The sequence below is a fragment of the Streptomyces sp. NBC_01525 genome, from assembly GCF_045040405.1.
GTDB lineage: Bacteria > Actinomycetota > Actinomycetes > Streptomycetales > Streptomycetaceae > Streptomyces > Streptomyces benahoarensis.
This window is the reverse complement of sequence record NZ_CP109397.1, coordinates 3,651,044-3,670,307: the sequence shown is the minus strand read 5'-3', so window position 1 is coordinate 3,670,307 and position 19,264 is coordinate 3,651,044. Positions and strand designations below refer to the sequence as shown.

15 protein-coding genes are annotated in these 19,264 nt (G+C 72.7%); 8 read left to right on the top strand and 7 right to left on the bottom strand.

What is annotated here, in order from left to right; all coding sequences use genetic code 11:
- Window positions 1–64 precede the first annotated feature (64 nt).
- Entirely contained in the window at window positions 65–577 is a 513-nt protein-coding gene (locus tag OG422_RS16440) for a hypothetical protein (RefSeq protein ID WP_405743508.1), read from the bottom strand.
- Between the two features lie 567 nt (window positions 578–1,144).
- Between OG422_RS16440 and OG422_RS16435 the strand changes: the two genes are divergently transcribed.
- From OG422_RS16435 to OG422_RS16415, 5 genes are all read left to right on the top strand, one after another.
- On the top strand, window positions 1,145–1,309 hold the full coding sequence (locus OG422_RS16435) for a hypothetical protein (protein WP_185994026.1): 165 nt from the start codon (window positions 1,145–1,147) through the stop codon (window positions 1,307–1,309).
- 61 nt (window positions 1,310–1,370) lie between these two features.
- Window positions 1,371–1,664: a Dabb family protein gene (locus tag OG422_RS16430; RefSeq protein ID WP_143942291.1), complete on the top strand. Its 294-nt coding sequence runs from the start codon at window positions 1,371–1,373 to the stop codon at window positions 1,662–1,664.
- A 303-nt stretch (window positions 1,665–1,967) separates the two neighbouring features.
- On the top strand, window positions 1,968–2,777 hold the full coding sequence (locus OG422_RS16425; protein ID WP_030286018.1) for an RNA polymerase sigma factor SigF: 810 nt from the start codon (window positions 1,968–1,970) through the stop codon (window positions 2,775–2,777).
- Between the two features lie 200 nt (window positions 2,778–2,977).
- Window positions 2,978–3,814, top strand: a complete 837-nt coding sequence (locus OG422_RS16420) for an RNA polymerase sigma factor SigF (RefSeq protein WP_030286020.1) — start codon at window positions 2,978–2,980, stop codon at window positions 3,812–3,814.
- A 368-nt stretch (window positions 3,815–4,182) separates the two neighbouring features.
- Window positions 4,183–5,148 carry a hypothetical protein gene (locus tag OG422_RS16415; RefSeq protein WP_405743507.1) on the top strand — a complete coding sequence of 322 codons (966 nt, stop codon included), beginning with the start codon at window positions 4,183–4,185 and terminating at the stop codon, window positions 5,146–5,148.
- Window positions 5,149–5,386: 238 nt separating this feature from the next.
- Here OG422_RS16415 and OG422_RS16410 read toward each other — a convergent pair whose 3' ends face one another.
- Window positions 5,387–5,605 carry a hypothetical protein gene (locus OG422_RS16410; RefSeq protein WP_405743506.1) on the bottom strand — a complete coding sequence of 73 codons (219 nt, stop codon included), beginning with the start codon at window positions 5,603–5,605 and terminating at the stop codon, window positions 5,387–5,389.
- Between the two features lie 509 nt (window positions 5,606–6,114).
- On the opposite strand from OG422_RS16410, the gene OG422_RS16405 reads away from it, so the two are divergent.
- The 3 genes from OG422_RS16405 to OG422_RS16395 all read left to right on the top strand — a co-directional run bounded on the left by OG422_RS16405 (window position 6,115) and on the right by OG422_RS16395 (window position 10,202).
- Entirely contained in the window at window positions 6,115–6,588 is a 474-nt protein-coding gene (locus OG422_RS16405) for a MarR family winged helix-turn-helix transcriptional regulator (protein WP_405743505.1), read from the top strand.
- An 11-nt stretch (window positions 6,589–6,599) separates the two neighbouring features.
- Window positions 6,600–9,176 (top strand): MFS transporter, encoded by a 2,577-nt coding sequence (locus tag OG422_RS16400; protein ID WP_405743504.1) that lies wholly within the window; start codon window positions 6,600–6,602, stop codon window positions 9,174–9,176.
- A 180-nt stretch (window positions 9,177–9,356) separates the two neighbouring features.
- Window positions 9,357–10,202, top strand: coding sequence for a YceI family protein (locus OG422_RS16395; protein ID WP_405743503.1), 846 nt, complete (start codon window positions 9,357–9,359; stop codon window positions 10,200–10,202).
- Window positions 10,203–10,359: 157 nt separating this feature from the next.
- Here OG422_RS16395 and OG422_RS16390 read toward each other — a convergent pair whose 3' ends face one another.
- The 5 genes from OG422_RS16390 to OG422_RS16370 form a co-directional block, all read right to left on the bottom strand.
- The gene (locus tag OG422_RS16390) at window positions 10,360–11,130 is read right to left on the bottom strand and encodes a TetR/AcrR family transcriptional regulator (protein WP_405743502.1); all 771 of its coding nucleotides are present in this window, start codon (window positions 11,128–11,130) and stop codon (window positions 10,360–10,362) included.
- Window positions 11,131–11,187: 57 nt separating this feature from the next.
- Window positions 11,188–12,756 (bottom strand): MFS transporter, encoded by a 1,569-nt coding sequence (locus OG422_RS16385; RefSeq protein WP_143943727.1) that lies wholly within the window; start codon window positions 12,754–12,756, stop codon window positions 11,188–11,190.
- A gap of 528 nt (window positions 12,757–13,284) precedes the next feature.
- Entirely contained in the window at window positions 13,285–15,501 is a 2,217-nt protein-coding gene (locus OG422_RS16380; protein WP_405743501.1) for an ArnT family glycosyltransferase, read from the bottom strand.
- The gene (locus tag OG422_RS16375; protein WP_405747826.1) at window positions 15,498–16,907 is read right to left on the bottom strand and encodes a glycosyltransferase; all 1,410 of its coding nucleotides are present in this window, start codon (window positions 16,905–16,907) and stop codon (window positions 15,498–15,500) included. The genes OG422_RS16380 and OG422_RS16375 overlap by 4 nt, the downstream gene beginning before the upstream one ends.
- Before the next feature lie 653 nt (window positions 16,908–17,560).
- Window positions 17,561–19,012 (bottom strand): ATP-binding protein, encoded by a 1,452-nt coding sequence (locus tag OG422_RS16370; protein ID WP_405747824.1) that lies wholly within the window; start codon window positions 19,010–19,012, stop codon window positions 17,561–17,563.
- Window positions 19,013–19,264: the final 252 nt, after the last annotated feature.

The window sequence follows — 19,264 nt, the reverse complement described above, 5'->3', positions numbered from 1 at the left end:
GAAACGCGGCCGCCCGCCGTCCGGACGGTTCCGGGCGGCGGGCGGCGTGGCGGCGGGTCGGCGGTCAGTTCCGGCCGCGGCGCAGCGCCTTGCGGATGAAGTGGACGAGCAGCCAGATCACCAGCACCACGAGGAGCAGGAAGATCACGAAGAGCACGATCAGGAAGATGCCCAGCTTCTTGAAGAAGCTCGTTTTCTTCTTCGGCTTCCCGTGGGCGAGATGCACCTTCTTGACCTTCGAAGCGGTCACGGCGGTACCGTGCCCCGCCTCACCGGAGACCGTGGCCGCACCGGCGACCGCCGCACGGGACGAACCGGCGGCGGGCGCAACGGACTTCGCCTCCGCCCCGGCCGCCCCGGCCGGTACGGCGTGGTGGGCGACGACCGCGGCCGGGCGGGGCGCGGCGGTGGCGGCGGGCGCTGCGGCGGCCAGCAGGCCGACCAGCAGCGCGAGGATCACCGCGGGCCGACGGCGCGAACCACCCTTCCTGGGCGTGGAGCTGAGCCCGGACCCGGCAACGGATGCCGTCCCCCCGGCCGCACCGGTTCCCGGTGCGCGGCGTATGTCCCTGTCCATGTGATGTTCCCCCTCGGGCGTACGTCGGACGCTGCGCCGCGACGCGTGGACCGTCCGCGGCGTACACCATTATCGGCGGCGCGGACACCCGCTCGGGCCCCGCGCGCACGCACCGTACCGCCCGGCGCCACACACCCGTACGCGGCGGTCCGCACCGGGCGACGCTCCGCGCAGGAAGAAGAGGAGGAGGAGAAAAGAGGAGGGGGAAGCGGCCAGGCGGGGGGGGTGCCTGCCGCTTCCCCCTGGGGGCCGGGCCTCCGAGTCCGTGCCGCGATCGGGGGAGTACGCGACACGGACCCCGCAGTGAGGCCCGGCCCGGCCCCGGGGCTCCTGCTGGGCCCGCCGGGGCATATCTCCATGCTGCCCGCGCGAGACGCCCCGACGGCGGGCCAAAGGGCCTTCTTCAACGGGCCTTTGGTCCCGTTTACGCGGGACGGACGGGGTCATGGGCGGCGGGGGCCGGGGCGGCGGATGCGGATTCCGGCCGGTGCCCGGGGCGCGGGAGTGGTTACACTCGCCCGGTCGCACAGGGGATCGGGCAGCACTGCCCAGGGGGAGACGGGATCGATGGCGCAGGCGAGAAAGATCGCGTTGTACGTGCTTGTCGTCTTCGTGCTGTACACGATCATCACCTCCCCCGACCGGGCCGGTGATCTGGTGAAGATAGGCTTCGAAGGTGTCTCGTCCGCCGCGAAGGGCGTCGGCGAGTTCATGACGCAGCTGGTCAGCTGACCGTCCCCGGCACCGCCGACGGCCGGTCAGGCCACGCACCGCCCGCCGCACGGAGGCCCCAGTGATCCGCCACCTGGTCCTGTTCCAGCTCAACGACGGCGTCTCGCCGGACGAGCCGCGCGTCCAGGAGGCCGCTCGCGCCTTCATGGAGCTGGGCGGCAAGATCCCGGAGCTGACGCACTGGGAGTGCGGCTGGAACATCAGCGACCGACCCATCGCCCGCGACTTCGCGATCAACTCCGCCGTCGCCGACCGGGACGCCCTCGCCCGCTACCTCGCGCACCCGGCCCACCAGGCAGCCGCCGCGCAGTGGCGCGCGTTCGCCACCTGGGTGATCGCCGACTACGAATTCTGACCGCCCGCGGCACCTTCTGACGCGCCCCTCGCCCCCGGCCTCGACCCCGGGCGGGGGGCTTTTGCGTACCGGCGCGGCGGAACGGGGCGCGGCCCGGGGCCGCCCACGCAGCTACCGGCGTGCGCGCGGGCGCCCGGCGCGCGCGACCGTACGCCGTTCGGGGCTGACCCGACGCACAGCGGCGCACCGCGTTACGCGGATCAACTCGCCGCTCAACACGGAGTAATGCGGTACTTGCACACACTGCGCATGTCTTGTGATGCTATGACCGCTTTGCCGGATGCATGCATTGTGAAGGGTGGCGTGACCGTGACGGCCCGTACTGCGCCCAAGGCGCCATCCCGCGAGAGCCGGAGCGCGGACACCCGGGCGCTCACGCAGGTGCTCTTCGCCGAGCTGGCCGGGCTCGAATCCGGCACCCCCGAGCACACCCGGGTCCGCGCCGCCCTGATCGAGGCCAACCTCCCGCTCGTCCGATACGCCGCCGTACGGTTCCGCAGCCGCAACGAGCCGATGGAGGACGTGGTCCAGGTCGGCACCATCGGCCTGATCAACGCCATCGACCGCTTCGACCCGGACCGGGGCGTGCAGTTCCCCACCTTCGCGATGCCCACCGTCGTCGGCGAGATCAAGCGGTACTTCCGCGACAACGTCCGCACCGTCCACGTACCGCGCCGCCTCCACGAGCTGTGGGTGCAGGTCAACGGCGCGACGGAGGATCTGACGGTGCTGCACGGGCGCTCGCCGACCACCGCCGAGATCGCCGAACGCCTCAAGATCGGCGAGGAGGAGGTGCTGGCCTGCCTGGAGGCCGGGCGGTCGTATCACGCCACTTCCCTGGAGGCGGCCCAGGAGGGCGACGGGCTGCCCGGCCTCCTCGACCGGCTCGGCTACGAGGACCCCGAACTGGCCGGTGTCGAGCACCGCGACCTCGTCCGGCATTTGCTCGTCCAGCTTCCCGAGCGCGAACAGCGGATTCTGCTGCTGCGTTACTACAGCAACTTGACGCAATCTCAGATCAGCGCGGAGCTGGGGGTGTCGCAGATGCACGTCTCGCGGCTACTGTCACGGAGCTTCGCCCGGCTGAGATCCGCAAACAGGATCGAGGTCTAACCGGCAGCGGCGACGCGGACCCCGCGTTCCTGCACAGATATGTCGACATGACGCTACAGCGCGTTGCCGACATGTGACATTCTGCTGGAACCGCGTTTGCCGTGGCGCCGCCTCCGGTATTCAGGTGGAGGCATCACTCTCCGGTCCGCCTCGGTCCGGGGACGCCGCAGCGACCCGACCCGCGACCTCAAGGGGGTGGCATGTCCGTAGAACTGGACAGCTCAAAGGTGCTTCCCGCGATTCCCGCGCCCGCACCGCCCGTGCACGACGACGACGCCATCAACACCCGCACGCTCTCCCGCTCCCTGTTCCTGCGGCTGGCCACGCTCGACAAGGACTGCGCGGAGCGTACGTACGTTCGCGACACCCTGATCGAGCTGAACCTCCCGCTGGTGCGGTACGCGGCGGCCCGTTTCCGCAGCCGCAACGAGCCGATGGAGGACATCGTCCAGGTCGGAACGATCGGTCTGATCAAGGCGATCGACCGTTTCGATTGCGAACGCGGGGTGGAGTTCCCGACGTTCGCAATGCCAACGGTCGTGGGCGAGATCAAGCGTTTCTTCCGTGACACCTCCTGGTCGGTGCGGGTCCCGCGCCGCCTCCAGGAGCTGCGCCTCGCGCTCACCAAGGCCAGCGACGAGCTGTCCCAGAAGCTCGACCGTTCGCCGACCGTCCCCGAACTCGCCCGCGTGCTGGGGGTGTCGGAGGAGGACGTCGTCGACGGTCTCGCCGTCGGCAACGCGTACACCGCCTCCTCGCTCGACTCGCCCTCCCCCGAGGACGACGGCGGCGAGGGCTCCCTCGCGGACCGCCTGGGCTACGAGGACACCGCGCTGGAGGGCGTGGAGTACCGCGAATCCCTCAAGCCGCTGCTGGCCAAGCTGCCGGCGCGGGAGCGGCAGATCATCATGCTGCGCTTCTTCGCCAACATGACGCAGTCGCAGATCGGCGAGGAGGTCGGCATCTCGCAGATGCATGTCTCGCGCCTCCTCACCCGCACCCTCGCGCAGCTGCGGGAAGGGCTGATCGCCGAATGAGGACGGGTCCGCCGAGCGGTCGTTGACCTCCCGCGTCATCGCACCACCCGCACCACGCGCACCACTGCTCGCACGATGCGCACCACTCGGCGGACTGCGAAGAGGATCGATCGCCGGTCGGTCCGGTACCCACCGGCCGTTCCCCTCTTCCTGGACCTCCCTCGCCTTTCTCACCTCGCGCGCCTCTCTCCCCTCTCCCGAACCTCTCTCACCTCTCGCGAGCCTGTGGCCCTTCTCGGCCCTCGCCCCTCGGCCACCTCCCCTCGCCCCCTCACCCCTCGGCCCACCGCGCCGGTCTCCGGCGGTCGCGTGGCGACGGCCTCTGCCGAGGGCTAGGAATCTGACGGTTCGTCATCAACACTGGGCCGATGCGACAGTCACCCCGCATACCCGCCCGTGACACGTCCCCGCGCTCCGCCCGCGCCGCCGCGTGCCCAGCGGAATCCGCCCCGGCACACCACCGCCTCTCCCCCTCCCGTACCGCGTCGGCGGTCGCCGCGTGCTGCCTGGGAGGCGCACTGCTCGTCGGCTGCGGGAGCGGAGCCGGTCAGGGGTACGCGGCGGTCGGCGCCGCCGGTGAGGGCGCCGCGACCGGCGCGCCGTCCGGGCAGGGCGTCGAGCTGACCCCGCTGGACGGGTCCGGCGCGCCCGCGCACCGTACGCCCGGCGGGGGCGGCGGCGACGCAACCGGGAATTCCGGCGAGGGGCAAGATCCGGCCAACTCCGCGCCCGGGGGTGCCCCTTCGGGCGCTCCGGATCAATCAGGCACAGACCCTGATGGTTCCGGTGGGCCCGGCGCACCCGGCGGCCCCGACGCCTCCGCCTCGCCGCCCGCGCGGCCGGGGGCATCCGGCTCCCCGGGCCCGTCAAATACGCCGGACGCACCGGGCTCGCCGTCCGCGCCGCAGCTCCCCTCCCCCACCGTCCCCGCGGGCGAGGGCGCACCCGCGGGGCTGGTGATCGGGAAGCCGGTGCGTGCGGACGGCGGGGAGCGGTGGTGCGAGCAGGTCGCGTTCCCGGTGCTGAACACCGGTACGGAGCCGGTCACCGTCGGCAGGGTCACGTTCGGAACGCACATCATCGGCGGCCTCGGCATCGACTGGGACACCCGCACCTCGACCCGCAAGCTCCCGCTGCCCCTCCCACCGGGCGCGCGCCGCACCGCGTCGTACCGGGTCTGCGTGGAAGCGTGGCGGGTACCGCTGGGGATGCACATCGAGACCAAGGACGTGTCGTTCGACTGGAAGCGCCACCTGGCGGACGAACCGGAGACCGGCCCCGGGGAGAAGCCGGGGCGGACGCCCGGGGAGAAGCCGAGCCCGAAGTCCGAGTAGCGGCCCGGCCGCCCTCTCCCGGCCCGAAGTCCGAGGAGGGCCCGGCCGCCCGGCCACCCGCCCGACTCCCCTCAGCCCGCACCGGGCATCCCGTAGGGCCTGTCGTCAAACTCCCGTTGTCGCCCGCGAGGCAGGCGGGAGTTCGCGGACACGTCCTGGACCCGGCGGAACACGGAAACGGGGCCCGGAAGCGTTCCGGGCCCCGCGTTGTACGGAGGGGTGAGGGGTGGTGCGGGGGTCAGGCGACGGCGAGCCAGACCGCTGCCGCGACGACCACCACGGCGACGGCGATGCCGACGATCAGGCCGACGCGGGGGCCCGCCGGCTGCGCGGGGGCCGGGGCGCGGCGGCCGCCGGTCTGCGGGGTGCCGCCCTCGTCGACGAAGGCGCGGAACATCTGCGTGCTGCCCGCCGGGTCGTAGCTGCCCTCGGCCTGGTTCTGCGGGTTGGTCGCCATGGGCAAGGACCCTAGCGAACCCCGGTCTTCGGGGCACCCTTGGGCCGCGCGCAGCGGCGCCGGAACGGCCCGCGGAAGCGGCCGGACGCCACGTCCCGCACACCGTCGGACCGCCTCTCCCCTGCCCGGAACGTCTGCCCACCCGGTACGTACAGGAGAAGAGAGGAGGTACGGGAAGAGAAGGGGTGTGAGGCGTGGCGGGGGGTAACACAGGGCAGACCGGGCGAAATGAACGACCACGCGCCGCACCGGGCGCTGCCCTCGACGCCTCGAAGGGCCACCGAAGCGCCCCGAAGCCCGTCGAAGTGACGCTGACCACATTTCGGAGCGGCCTGGCCACCCCGGGCGAGCGGCCCTGACCTGCACCTTCCCGGCGATCACCCACCCCCTTGACCCCGGCCTGAGATCGTCTTTCCCTTCCCTTTACTGTAGGCCCCACCTATTCGTTTGCCTTCAGCAACCAACCTCCCTATGGTTGCCTCAAGCAACAAAACCGCGTGGAGGAGCCCATGGCCGCCCAGAGTCAGTACGAGGAACTGGCCAGGCAGCTCAGCGCCATCGGAGCCGTCAAGCGTGAAATGGGGCGCATTCTGCCCCAGGACTGCCCGCCCGCCTCGGCCGGTGTGCTCACCCTTCTCGACTGTCACGGCGAGATGCGGATGAGCCAGCTGGCCGAGCTGCTCGCGATCGACATGTCGGTGACCAGCCGGCACGTCGCCCACGTCGCGGAGCGCGGCTGGATCGAGCGCAAGCCCGATCCGGCGGACAAGCGGTCGCGTCTGTTGCGCCTGACCCCGAGCGGCAAGGAACTCCTGACGGAGCTCTCCGAGCGCTACACCCACACACTCGCCCGGTACCTGGACGACTGGACCGACACCGACGTCGGCCACCTCGTCGAACTGCTCACGCGGCTCCGTACGAGCTTCGACGACTGCCGTACCCGGGCGCATCACGACTCCACCACCCGTACACCCGCAGGATGAAAAGGAACTACATGGCTACGACCACACCAGCCGGTGTGCGGGGCGGCCACGCCAAGCACGGGGGGATACCCGCCTCCGGACAGCCGCCCATGACGCACCGTCAGATCATGGAGGCACTCTCCGGGCTGCTGCTCGGAATGTTCGTCGCCATCCTGTCGTCGACCATCGTGTCGAACGCGCTCCCCGAGATCATCCACGACCTCGACGGCGGCCAGTCCGCCTACACCTGGGTCGTCACGGCGTCGCTGCTGGCGATGACCGCGACCACCCCGCTGTGGGGCAAGCTCTCCGACCTGTTCAGCAAGAAGCTGCTGGTGCAGATCGCGCTGGTCATCTACGTCGCGGGCTCGGTCGTCGCCGGTCTGTCGCAGAACGCCGGGATGCTCATCGCCTGCCGTGTGGTGCAGGGCATCGGCGTCGGCGGCCTGTCCGCCCTGGCGCAGATCGTCATGGCCGCGATGATCTCCCCGCGGGAGCGCGGGCGGTACAGCGGTTACCTCGGTGCCACCTTCGCCGTCGCCACCGTCGGCGGTCCGCTGCTCGGCGGCGTCATCACCGACACCAGCTGGATGGGCTGGCGCTGGTGCTTCTACGTCGGCGTGCCCTTCGCGGTGATCGCGCTGATCGTGCTGCAGAAGACCCTGAAGCTCCCCGTCGTCAAGCGCGAGGGCGTCAAGGTCGACTGGGCGGGTGCCTTCTTCGTCAGCGCGGCGGTCTCGCTGCTGCTGGTGTGGGTGACGCTGGCCGGTGACAAGTACGACTGGATGTCGTGGCAGACCGCCGCGATGGTGGGCGGCGCCGTCGTCCTCGGTGCGCTCTTCGTCTTCGTCGAGTCCAAGGCGACGGAACCGATCATCCCGCTGCGGCTGTTCCGCAACAAGACGATCACCCTCGCCTCGCTGGCCTCGCTGTTCGTCGGTATCGCGATGTTCACCGGCACCGTCTTCTTCAGCCAGTACTTCCAGCTGGCGCGCGGCGAGTCGCCGACGATGTCCGGTGTGATGACGATCCCGATGATCGGCGGTCTGTTCATCTCCTCGACCGTCTCCGGCCAGGTCATCACCAAGACCGGCAAGTGGAAGGCGTGGCTGGTCTCCGGCGGCGTCCTGGTCACCGCGGGTCTGGGCCTGCTGGGCACCATCCGCTACGACACCGCCTACTGGCACATCGCGATCTTCATGGCCCTGATGGGTCTGGGCATCGGCATGATGATGCAGAACCTGGTGCTCTGCACGCAGAACCAGGTCGCGCCGCAGGACCTCGGCTCCGCCTCGTCCATCGTCACCTTCTTCCGTTCCCTCGGCGGTGCGGTCGGCGTCTCGGCGCTCGGTGCCGTGATGGCCACCCGGGTCACCCACTACGTGAAGGACGGCCTGGCCGAGCTGGGCCCGAAGGCGGCCAAGGCGGCGGCCCAGAGCGGCGGCGGGAGTGGGAGCATCCCGGACCTTGACGCGCTCCCGGCTCCGCTCCGTACCGTCATGGAGAGCGCCTACGGGCACGCCGTCGCCGACATCTTCCTGATCGCGGCTCCGTGTGCCCTGCTCGCTTTCCTGTTCACCCTGTTCATCAAGGAGGTCGCGTTGAAGACTCGCGGCGGACTGGCCCAGAACGCGGACGGCGAGGAGGCGGCCACCCCGGCCACCACCCCCGCGGCCACCCCGGCCCCCGCGGCCGCTGCGGCCGCAGCCGAGCGGGAGCCCGCCCTGGTGGGCGCGCCCGCACCCTCCGACGAGCACACGCCCACCTGGGCACAGCCGGCCGCGGCGACGGCCACCCAGCCCCTGGCGGCGTTCGCGTCGGCCGGCGGCGGTGACGTCCCGGCCGGGCCGTCGATCACCGGCTTCATCCGCAACCCCGAGGGCCACCCCGTGCCGCGCTCCGCGGTCACGCTGATCTCCCTCAGCGGCCGCCAGCTGGGCCGCGCCGCCGCCCGGGCGAACGGTGCGTACGAGCTGACCGCCCCCGGCGCCGGTTCGTACGTGCTGATCGCGGCGGCCGACGGGCACCAGCCGCAGGCGTCGACGGTCGTCGTCGGCGACCAGCCGCTCGGCTACGACATCCTCCTCAGCGGCACCAGCGGCCTCGGCGGCCAGGTGCGCAGCGCGGTCACCGGGCAGCCGGTGACCGGAGCGATGGTCGTCGTCACCGATGTCCGCGGCGAGGTGCTGACCACCGGCACCACCGGTCCCGAGGGCTACTTCGCCTTCGACGACCTGGCGTCGGGCACCTTCACCGTCGCGGTGAACGCCGCGGAGTTCCGCCCGACGGCCGTGCCGGTCGAGGTCGGCGGTCAGGGCACCACCCGCATCGAGGTCGAGCTGCTGTCCGGCGCGAAGGTGGAGGGTGTCGTGCGGGCCGGTTCCGCGCGGCGGCCGCTGCCCGACGCCCGCGTCACCCTGGTCGACGCGGCGGGCAACGTGGTGGCGACCTCCACCACCGGTGAGGACGGCGCGTACGCCTTCACCGACCTGGACGCCGGCGACTACACGGTCATCGCGAGCGGCTACCCGCCGGTCGCCAACGGCCTGCAGGTCGACGCCCGCGGGATCGACGGCTACGACGTCGAACTCGCCCACCCCGGCGACTGACCCGCCGTCCGGGCACCCGCCCGGGCGACGATGAACCCCGGACCGGGGCGCGCTTTTTGAGCGGAGACGCGCCCCGGGCCGGACCCCAGGGCTCCGGCAGCGGTGCTGCGCACAGGCAGGGGACGGCCTGCAGGCCGCTGCCGGAGCCCGATACGTACCAGGCAAGAAACGGGAGTGGGAATGACTTCGACGGGCGCGGGACCTGCGGGCGTACGGGCGCAGGTCCGCACACGGGACGGCTGGGCGGTTCAGCACGCCGTGCTGACCGTCACCGACATGACGGGCGCGCAGATGCTGCGCGCGACGGCCGACGAGGATGGCGCCATCCGCAGCACCGAGCCGCTGCGGCCCGGTCCGTACACGGTGATCGTGACGGCCGTCGGCTACGCGCCGGTCGCTTCCAGCGCGATCGTGACGGCGAGCGGCCGGATGGACGTCGGCAACGTCGTGCTGGCGCGGCAGGGCGGCGCGGAGCTGCCGCCGCCCGGCACCTGGACGATCGACCCGATGCACTCGACGGTCGCGGCGACCGCGCAGCACCTGGGCATCACCAGCGTGCACGGCCGGTTCACCGAGTTCAGCGGGCGGATCGAGATCGCCGAGGACCTGGAGAAGTCCGGTGTCGAGGCGGTCATCGCGGCGTCGTCGATCGACACCGGCAACGGCATGCGCGACGGTCACCTGCGGTCCGACGACTTCCTGAACGTCGCGGAGTTCCCGGAGATCACCTACCGCAGCACCGGTCTGGAGCCGGCCGGACCCGACCGCTGGACCGTCCACGGCGACCTGTCGCTGCACGGCGTCGTCCGCCCGGTCGACCTGAGCCTGAGCTACCTCGGCACCGGGCCCGACCCGTGGGGCGGTGTGCGGGCGGCCTTCAGCGCCACCGCGGAGCTGCGCCGCGAGGACTTCAAGATGAACTACAACCAGGTCGTGGCCGCCGGTATCGCGGCGATCGGCACGACCCTGCGGGTCCAGCTCGACATCCAGGCGGTGCAGGGGGATTCGCTGCCGACGGCGGGCTGAACCGGCACACCACGACGGTACGGATCGGCGTACGGGACCGGGCCGGGCGCGGGCACCTTGGGGGTGCCCGGGCCCGGCCCGGTCCGGTTTTCGTGCCCGGTCCGGTACGGGCTCGGCCCCTACGGGCTCGGTCCTCGGCGAGCGGGTCCCCTACGGGTCAGCCCCCGGTGGCCCGGTCCCGCAACGTCTCGATGCCCGCGATCTGGAGGTCGAGGGCGAAGGCGAACTCCCGGTCGAGCATCTCGACGATGCCCTGACCCTCGCGGGCGTACCCGGCGCGGGCGGACAGCTCACGGGTCTCGGCATACTCGGGACGGTCCACCATGGCGGCGGTGACCTGCGCGAAGTAGTCGTCGAGGGAGACCCCGGCGGCCCGGCAGCGGGCCTCGTGCAGGGCGCGGATCGTCGCGAAGCCGTAGACGAAGTGGAAGACCGCGGCGAGGGCGCCGGAGGCCCGTTCGGGCTCCAGACCGCTGCGGCCCATCACCCGCAGCGTGGCATTCGAGAACGCCAGCGAGCGGGGGCCGATGTTGAGGTACTCGCCGAGCAGCCGGGCCACCCACGGGTGGCGCAGCAGCATGTCGCGGTAGGCGGTGGCGAGCACCCGCAGCTGGTCGCGCCAGTCGGCGCCGCCGTCCTCGTCGGGCAGCCGCATCTCGCCGGCGACCGCGTCGATGGCCAGCTCCAGCAGATCGTCCTTGGTGTCGACGTACCAGTAGACGGACATCGCGGTGACGCCCAGCTCGGCGGCGAGGCGGCGCATCGAGAACTTCGCCAGACCGTCGGCGTCCAGCAGCCGGACGGTCGCCGCGACGATCTTGTCGAGGTCGAGTCCGTCCGGCTGGTCCGCCTTCCGCTTGAGCGGCGGACGCCCGCCCAGCCAGACGCTCTTCGGCCGCTTCCCGGCGCCCTCTCCTGCCGCTGCCATGACGCCTCTCCCTCGCGCTTCGCCTCCCGCCGAGCGGGACGTGCTCCGCTTTCGATGCTATTCCGCCGCGGCGGCGGCTCCCTCCGGCGCCGCCGGGCCGGCCGACGGACCGGCCGACCGCTCCGCCCGCCGCAGCAGGACGGCGGCGAGCAGCCCGCCGAGGAACACCGCGGCGGCGCCCGTGAGTTGACCGGTGCCGATACCGGCGGCGAACGCGTCGTGGACGGCGGTGCGCTCCGCGCCCGTACCGGACTTCGCGAGCGCCGCGGCCAGCGACCCGGCCCCGGCGGCGGCCACCGGCAGCAGCGCCTGGAAACGGGCGGTGAGCACCGCGCCGAGCACCGCCACGCCCAGCCCCTGGCCGAACTCCATGAGCGTGCCGTTGACCCCGGCGCCGACGCCCGCCTTGGCGGGCGGGATGGCCGACATGATCGCGTTGGCCATGGCGGGCATGGCGAGCGCGATCCCGGCGCCCATCACGATCAGCCCGGCGAGCATGCCGCCGTATCCGGAGCCGCCGAGCGTCGCGATGAGGAGGAGGCCCGCGGCGAGCAGCGACATCCCGGAGACGATCATTCCGGGGGTGCCGAGGCGGGGCATCAGCCGCGCGCCGAGCCCGGTGAAGTTGATCAGTACGACGGTGACGGCGAGCGGCGCCATCCGCAGCCCCGCCTCCAGCGGCCCGTACCCGAGGACGAGTTGGAGATGCTGGGTGAGCAGGAACATCGAGCCGCCCATGCCGAAGGCGACGAGGATGCCGCCGGAGACGGCGCCGATGAAGCGGCGGTTGCGGAAGAAGTGCATGTCCAGCATCGGATACGGGGTGTGCAGCTCCCAGAGCGCGAAGACCGCAAGACCGGCGAACCCGACGGCGGCGGAGACCAGCACCTTCCCGGAGAGCCAGCCGTCGACCGGTCCGGAGATGATCGCGAAGACCACCCCGACCATACCGATCATCGACAGGACCGCGCCGAGCGGATCGGGCCGCTCGGTGCCCGGACTCTTCGACTCCGGTACGAGGGTGAGCACCGCGCACAGCGCGAGGACCGCGACCGGCAGATTGACCAGGAAGAGCGAGCCCCACCAGAAGTGGTCGAGCAGCGCCCCGCCGATGAGCGGACCGGCGGCGAAGCCCAGGGAGCTGACGGAGCTCCAGATGCCGATGGCTCTGGGCCGCTCGGCGTCGTCGAAGATCTGCATGACGACGGCGAGCGTGGTCGTGACCAGCAGCGCGCCGCCGACGCCCATCCCGGCGCGGGCGGCGATCAGCATCCCGGGCGAGGTCGCCAGGGTCGCCCCGAGCGAGGCGAGCCCGAACAGCGCCAGCCCGATGGCCAGCATCTTCTTGCGCCCGTAGCGGTCGGCGGAGTTCCCGGCGATGAGCAGCAGCCCGGACTGGACGAGCGAGTACGCGTTGACCATCCACTGCACATCGGCGGTGGTGGCCCCCAGATCCTCGGTAAGGGAGGGGATCGCGACGTTCAGCACGGTGTTGTCGAGGATGACGGTCAGCTGCGCGAGACAGATGACCGCGAGGATCAACCAGCGTGTGGCGGAGGAGCGGTCGGTTCCTGCGGGTGGGGCGGACGAGGGCGAGGGTGCGGTGTCGTGGGCGGAGGGGGGCATGTGCGGCTCCCGTGGCGGGTGGTGAGCGGAAGGGGACGTGCCGCCCTGGAGACCCGCGTGGGTTCAGGTGCTCCGGTGGGGCCGGGCGCCTGGAGTTCCGGGGGTCCGTGAGGCCCGAACTGCCGGGCACCGGTGGAGCGGTGCGGGCGCCCGGTGCGGAATTGCCCGCGCTGGGCGCCGGAGCGGGGCGTAGGGGCCCGGGGCGGCGTCGTAGAGCGTACGAGAGTGAGCTGTACGGCGTACAACGCTTTTTGGGAGCCTCTGTTGGAGCCCATACGAGCGCGCCCCCGGCCGGTTTCACGTGAATCCGGCCGGGGGCGCGCTCGTTTCACGTGAAACGGCGTTCCTGTAGGGCGAGTTGGCGTCCCTGTGGGACGAGTGGGCGCTCCCGTGGCGCGAGTCCGGCGCTGCGGCCCGCCTTGAGGCTGCGGGCCTGCCGACGCCCGGGACCCTCAACGGCTCAGGGTCCGCCTTGAGGGTGCGGGCCTGCCGACGTCCAGGGCCCCTCAGCGGCTCAGGGCCCGCACCTCACTTCTTCGGCGCCGTCAGGTCGTAGAAGGTGGCGTCGCCGACGGTGACCTTGGTGAAGGTCTTCGTCACCCAGGAGGAGATCGCGGACGCGGTGCCCCGGCTGTCGCGGCCGCCGCCCGGGAAGCCTCCACGGCCGCCTCCGTGCCCCTTTCCGCGACCGCCACCGGCGCCGCCGCCCGGGCCGCCTTCGCCCGCGAGGAAGTAGTGGATCCGGCCGTCCGCCACCAGCTTCTTGAAGTGGGCGAGGGTCGGGGACGGGTCGCTGCCGTTGAAACCGCCGATCGCCATCACCGGCTTCTGCGTCGCGAGTTGGTAGCTCGCGGCGTTCTGGGAGCCGATCCCCGCCGCGGCCCAGGTGTAGCGTTCGGCGTCCTTCGACACCAGCGCCCGCGCCGCGGCGCTGACCTTGCTGCCGTCGAGCAGTCCGCCCATGCCGCCGCCCGGTCCGCCTCGTTCGCCGAGGGCACCGGCGCCCGGGAACCCGCCCCGGCCGCCCTGCCCCGGGAATCCGGCGCCGCCGTGGCCCGTCCCGGTGCCCGGCGGGCGCCCGGTCCAGGCGCCGCCGTTCGCTCCTGGGGAGCCGTTCCTCCCGCCGGGCAGGCCGCCCTTTCCGCCGGGGCCGCCGCCCTGGAAGCCGTGGCCGCTCCGTACCGCCGGTCCGGCCGTGATGATCGAGCCGCGGTGCGGGGTGGCGACCGTGTTCAGCGTGTACGCCACCGGACCGGCCAGCGCCACCGCCGCGCCGAGCGTGGCCGCGACCGGCGCCGTACGACGCCGCGCCGCGCCACCGCCCGCCGGGACCAGCAGGCCGAGCGCGGCGAGCACGCCCACGACGAGCACCACCCACCGCAGCCACGGCAGCCACTCCGGCGAGCGGTCCAGCAGTACGTACGACCAGACCGCCGTCACCGCGACCACCACGGCGAGCACCACACGCCCGCCACGGCCCGGGCGGCGCCACAGCAGCACCGTGCCCATGCCGGTCAGCGCGGCCACATACGGCGCCAGCGCGATGTTGTAGTACTGGTGGAAGATCCCGGACATGAAGCTGAATGTCACGAACGTCATCAGCAACGCGCCGCCCCACAGCAGGAACTCCGCCCGCTGCGCCGCCTCGTGCGCGGCGGTCGCCCGCCGGGCCCGCCGCAGCAGCCATACGGCCGTGACCAGCAGGATCAGCGCGGCAGGCAGCAGCCAGGAGATCTGCCCGCCCATGTCCGAGGAGAACAGCCGGGCCGGACCGGTGTCCCCCCAGCGACCACCGCCGCCGGGGCCGCCCTTGAAGCCGCCGACGCTGCCGGTCTCGTTGCCGGTGATCCGGCCGAACCCGTTGTAGCCGAAGGTCAGCTCCAGGAAGCTGTTGTGCTGCGAACCGCCGATGTACGGGCGCGACGCCGCGGGCCACAGCTCGACGAGCGCCACCCACCAGCCGCCCGTCACCACGGTCACCAGCCCGGCGAGCAGCAGCTGCCCGACGCGGCGGGCCCGGCCGACCGGCGCGCAGCACAGGTACACCAGCGCCGCCGGCGGCAGGATCAGCCACGCCTGCAACGTCTTGGTGAGGAAGCCGAACCCGAAGCAGACCCCGGCCACCAGCAGCCACCGCGTCCGCCCCGTCTCCAGGGCTCGCAGTGCGGCGGCGACGGCGCCCACCATCAGCAGGCACAGCAGCGCGTCGGGGTTGTTGAAGCGGAACATCAGCGCGGCCACCGGCGTCACCGCCAGCACCGCCCCGGCCAGCAGCCCGGCGCCCGCCCCGAACCGCCGCCGCACCGCCGCGTACAGCACCCCGACCGTCGCGACGCCCATCAACGCCTGGGGCACCAGCACCTGCCAGGCCCCGAGCCCGAAGAGGCGCACGGACAGCGCCATCGGCCACAGCGCGGCCGGGGGCTTGTCGACGGTGATGGAGTTCGCGGCGTCCGACGAGCCGAAGAAGAGCGCCTTCCAGCTCTCGCTGCCCGCCTGCACCGCCGCCGAGTAGAACTGGTTGGCGTACCTGGAGGCCGACAGGTCCCACAGGTAGAGCACGGCGGTGACCAGCAACAACACCAGCAGCCCGGGCCGTGCCCAGCGGGGGTCGTCGGATCGGCCGCGCAGGCAGCGGGCGGGGAGTCCCCGCCAGCCGTCCGTCGTCCCGCGCGCGGGCCCGTGTGCGGGATCGTCGTACGGGGGCAGGGCTGCCGTGTCCTCGGTCTGCGGCTGGGGGGTCATCGGGTACTCCGGGTGGTGTGGGACGGGTCGGGGACGTGGGGTGCGGGGTGGGGTGGGGACGTGTTGCCGGATGCCGGGCCGCCGGGCGTCGCGCGGGGCGGGAAACCGGGCGTCGCGCCGGGCACCTCCTGCGCATCCGGGACGGCAGCAACCGTGGCCGGGGCGTCCGGCACCGTTCCCCCCGTCCCCTGGCGCCGTTCGCGGTCGGGAAAGACCCAAGCCCGGAACAGGAGGAAGCGCAGGACGGTGGCGGCGAGGTTCGCCGCGATCAGGACGGCCAGTTCGGTGGCGTGCGTGGGATGGCCCGCGGCGGCGTCCAGCGCGGCCAGAGAACCGCTGGTCAGAGCCAGTCCGATGGCGAACACGGCGAGACCCTGCGCCTGGTGGCGCACCGCCCGGTCCCGGCCCCGTACGCCGAACGTCAGCCGCCGGTTGGCCGCGGTGTTCGCACACGCCGACAGCAACAGCGCCATGGCGTTGGCGAGTTGCGGGCCGACGCCCAGCCGGGCGAGCGAGTACAGCCCGAGGTAGCAGAGCGTGCTGAGCGCGCCGACCGCGCAGAAGCCGACGAGCTGCCGGGCCAGTCCGCCCGGCACGCCCGCGAGGGCCCGGTCCCGTGGATCGTCGCCGAACGGCCGCGCCAGCCGGTCCAACGGCAACGCCCCGGTGGTCAGCGCCCGCCCCACCCGCCAGACCCCCTTGAGGTCATCGGTCGCCGTCCGGACCAGGTGGACGGTGCTGTCCGGATCGTCGATCCAGTCCACCGGCACCTCGTGGATCCGCAGCCCGGCCCGCTCCGCCAGGACCAGCATCTCCGTGTCGAAGAACCAGCCGGTGTCCTCGACCAGCGGCAGCAGCCGCGCGGCGACGTCACCGCGGATCGCCTTGAACCCGCACTGCGCGTCGGAGAACCGCGCCGCCAGCGACCCCCGCAGGATCAGGTTGTACGTCCGCGAGATGAACTCCCGCTTCGGCCCGCGCACCACCCGCGCACTCCGCGCCAGCCGCGAGCCGATCGCCAGATCCGAGTGACCGGAGATCAGCGGCGCGACCAGCGGCAGCAGCGCGTTGAGGTCCGTGGACAGATCGACGTCCATATACGCCAGCACCGGTGCCCCCGACATCGACCACACCTGCCGCAGCGCCCTCCCCCGCCCCTTCTGCTCCAGCCGTACGGCCGTGACCTCGTCAAACGTGTCATCGAGCCGGGCGGCGACCTCCGGGGTGCGGTCCGTGCTGGCATTGTCGGCGATGGTGATCCGGAACCCGTAGGGGAACGTCCGGCTCAGATGCGCGTGCAACCGCCGTACGCACGGCCCGAGGTCGCGTTCCTCGTTGTGGACGGGGATGACGACGTCGAGGACGGTACCGCTGCCGCCGGGACGTAGGTGCTCCCGGACCGGCAAGGTCTCCAAGGCGTTCCATGCGTCCGGTGACGGCGTGGCCTCGGCGGGCTCACCGGCTCGATGGGCCTGATCGGCCTCATGGGCCTCACGGGCCTCACGGGCCTCACGGGCCTCACCGAGGTGGCCCTGCTCCCGCCGGTTCGGTTGGGCCTGTTGGGCCTGCCGGTTCGGCTGAGCCTGCCGGCCGCCTTGAGGGTCCGGCTTGCCGCGCCGGCCCGGGTGGCCGTGCCGTTCCGGCTCACCCGTACCGCTCCTCGGCGTACCGCTCGGTTTCCTGTCGCTTGGCGTCTCGCTTGGCGTCACAGGGGGAACGCTCGCCAACCCCGCTGTCACAGGGGTGTGCTGACGCTGTGTTCGAGCTGTGAGATCAACGCGATACGGGCTCGGGCGCGGGCTCCCGGCCCTGACCTCCAGCTTCGGCCCTGGATCCGGCTCGGGCGCAGCCCCTTCGGCACCGGTCGGCCGCGGCTCGGGCCTCCGGCTCGGATGTCGGCCTTGGCCCTGACTCCGGCTCGGGCTCGCCCCCCTGCGGTACCGGGGTCGGCTGCGGCTCGGGCTCCGGCGCCGGCCTTGGCGCCAGATCCACCCCTACGGCACCGGCGCCCACCCGCCCCCGGCCCCACATCCCCCCGCCGCGCCGGTATCAGTCCAGGTCACGACCCCACCCCCGGCAACACCACCGCAAAAACCGTCCGCCCCGGCACACTCTCCACCGTCACCCTCCCGCCATGCGCCGCAACCACCGCCTGCACCAGGGCCAACCCCAACCCCGTACTCCCCGCCACCCGGGAGCGGGACGCATCACCCCGCGCGAACCGTTCGAAGACGCGCGGCAGCAACTCCGGCGCGATGCCGGGACCGTCGTCGCCGACCTCCAGCCGGACCGCGCCGCCGCCGTCCGCCGCCCGTACCCGCGCCGTGACGGTCGTTCCCTCCGGCGTGTGCACCCGGGCGTTGGCCAGCAGGTTCACCAGCACCTGCTGCAACCGGGCCCCGTCCCCGCGTACGGTCATGGGCTCGACGGGCAGATCCAGCCGCCACCGGTACCCGGGCCCCGCCGCCTGCGCATCGCTCACCGCGTCCACGACCAGCGGCGACAGGTCCAGCGGTGTGTACGCCAACGGGCGCCCCGAATCGAGCCGGGCGAGCAGCAGCAGGTCCTCCACCAGCCCGGACATCCGCTCCGCCTCCGACTCGATCCGCCCCAGGGCGTGGCGGGTCTGTGGGCCGGGGCGTTCGTCGCCGCGCCGGGTCAATTCGGCGTACCCGCGGATCGAGGCGAGCGGCGTCCGCAGCTCATGGCTGGCGTCGGCGACGAACCGCCGCACCCGCATCTCGCTCTCCTGCCGCGCCGCCAGCGCCGACCCGACGTGCCCCAGCATCCGGTTGAGCGCCGCGCCGACCTGCCCGACCTCCGTCCGCCCGTCCGACTCGCTCTCCGGTACGCGGACGTGCAGCGCCACCTCCCCCTGATGCAACGGGAGTTCCGCGACCGACGTGGCCGTCGCGGCGACCCGGCGCAGCGGACGCAGCGCGTACCCGACCATCGCGGCCCCGGCGATCCCGGCCGCGAGCAGCCCCGCACCCGTCACACACGCCTCAACAGCCACCAACGTCCCCACCGTGTCCTGCACATCGTCCAGCGGCAGCCCCATCACCAGCGACTCGTCCGGCGCGAACGCCGCCCGGTAGTCGCCGAGCCCCGCCAGGGTGACCGTGTGCGGCCGCCCGTCCCTCGGTACCGCCCCGAGCGCCGCCACCTGCCCGGCGGACAACGCGTCCAGCCGCTCCGACGGCACCCGGCTCAGCGAACCGTTGCCCCGCGCCCCGGCCCCCACCGACCCGTCGGGCGCCACCCGCGCCCCCACCGTCCCCCAGTGCTGACCACCCAACGCGACGAAGTCGAGGCTCCCGGCATGCACCATCACCTCCCGCGGCGGCCGCGCCGCCCGCCCCACCGCCTCCTCCAGCCGCCCGTCCAGCTGCTCCTGCAAATACGAGTGCAACGCCACCGCCGTCACCACCCCGATCACCGTCCCCACCACGGCAATCAACCCAACGGCGGACACGACCAGGCGCGTCCGCAGGGACCAGGGGCGGCGGATGCGTGGTCCGGTGAGGATTCCCTTACGGGTGGGGACGCCCGTACCGAGGGGAGGTTCCGTACGAGTGGAGGTGCCTGTACGGGTACGCGCGCCGGGACCGGTACAGGGGCCGGGCTCGCCCCTTCCCCCCGAGCGCGTACGCCTACGGAGGCGGGTGCGGGCACCGGCTGCTGCGCCTGAAGCCGTACGAGTGCGGGCACGGGCCGTCGCCTCCGAGGGAGCAGCCATCGGGGAGGTGGCTTCCGGGATGGT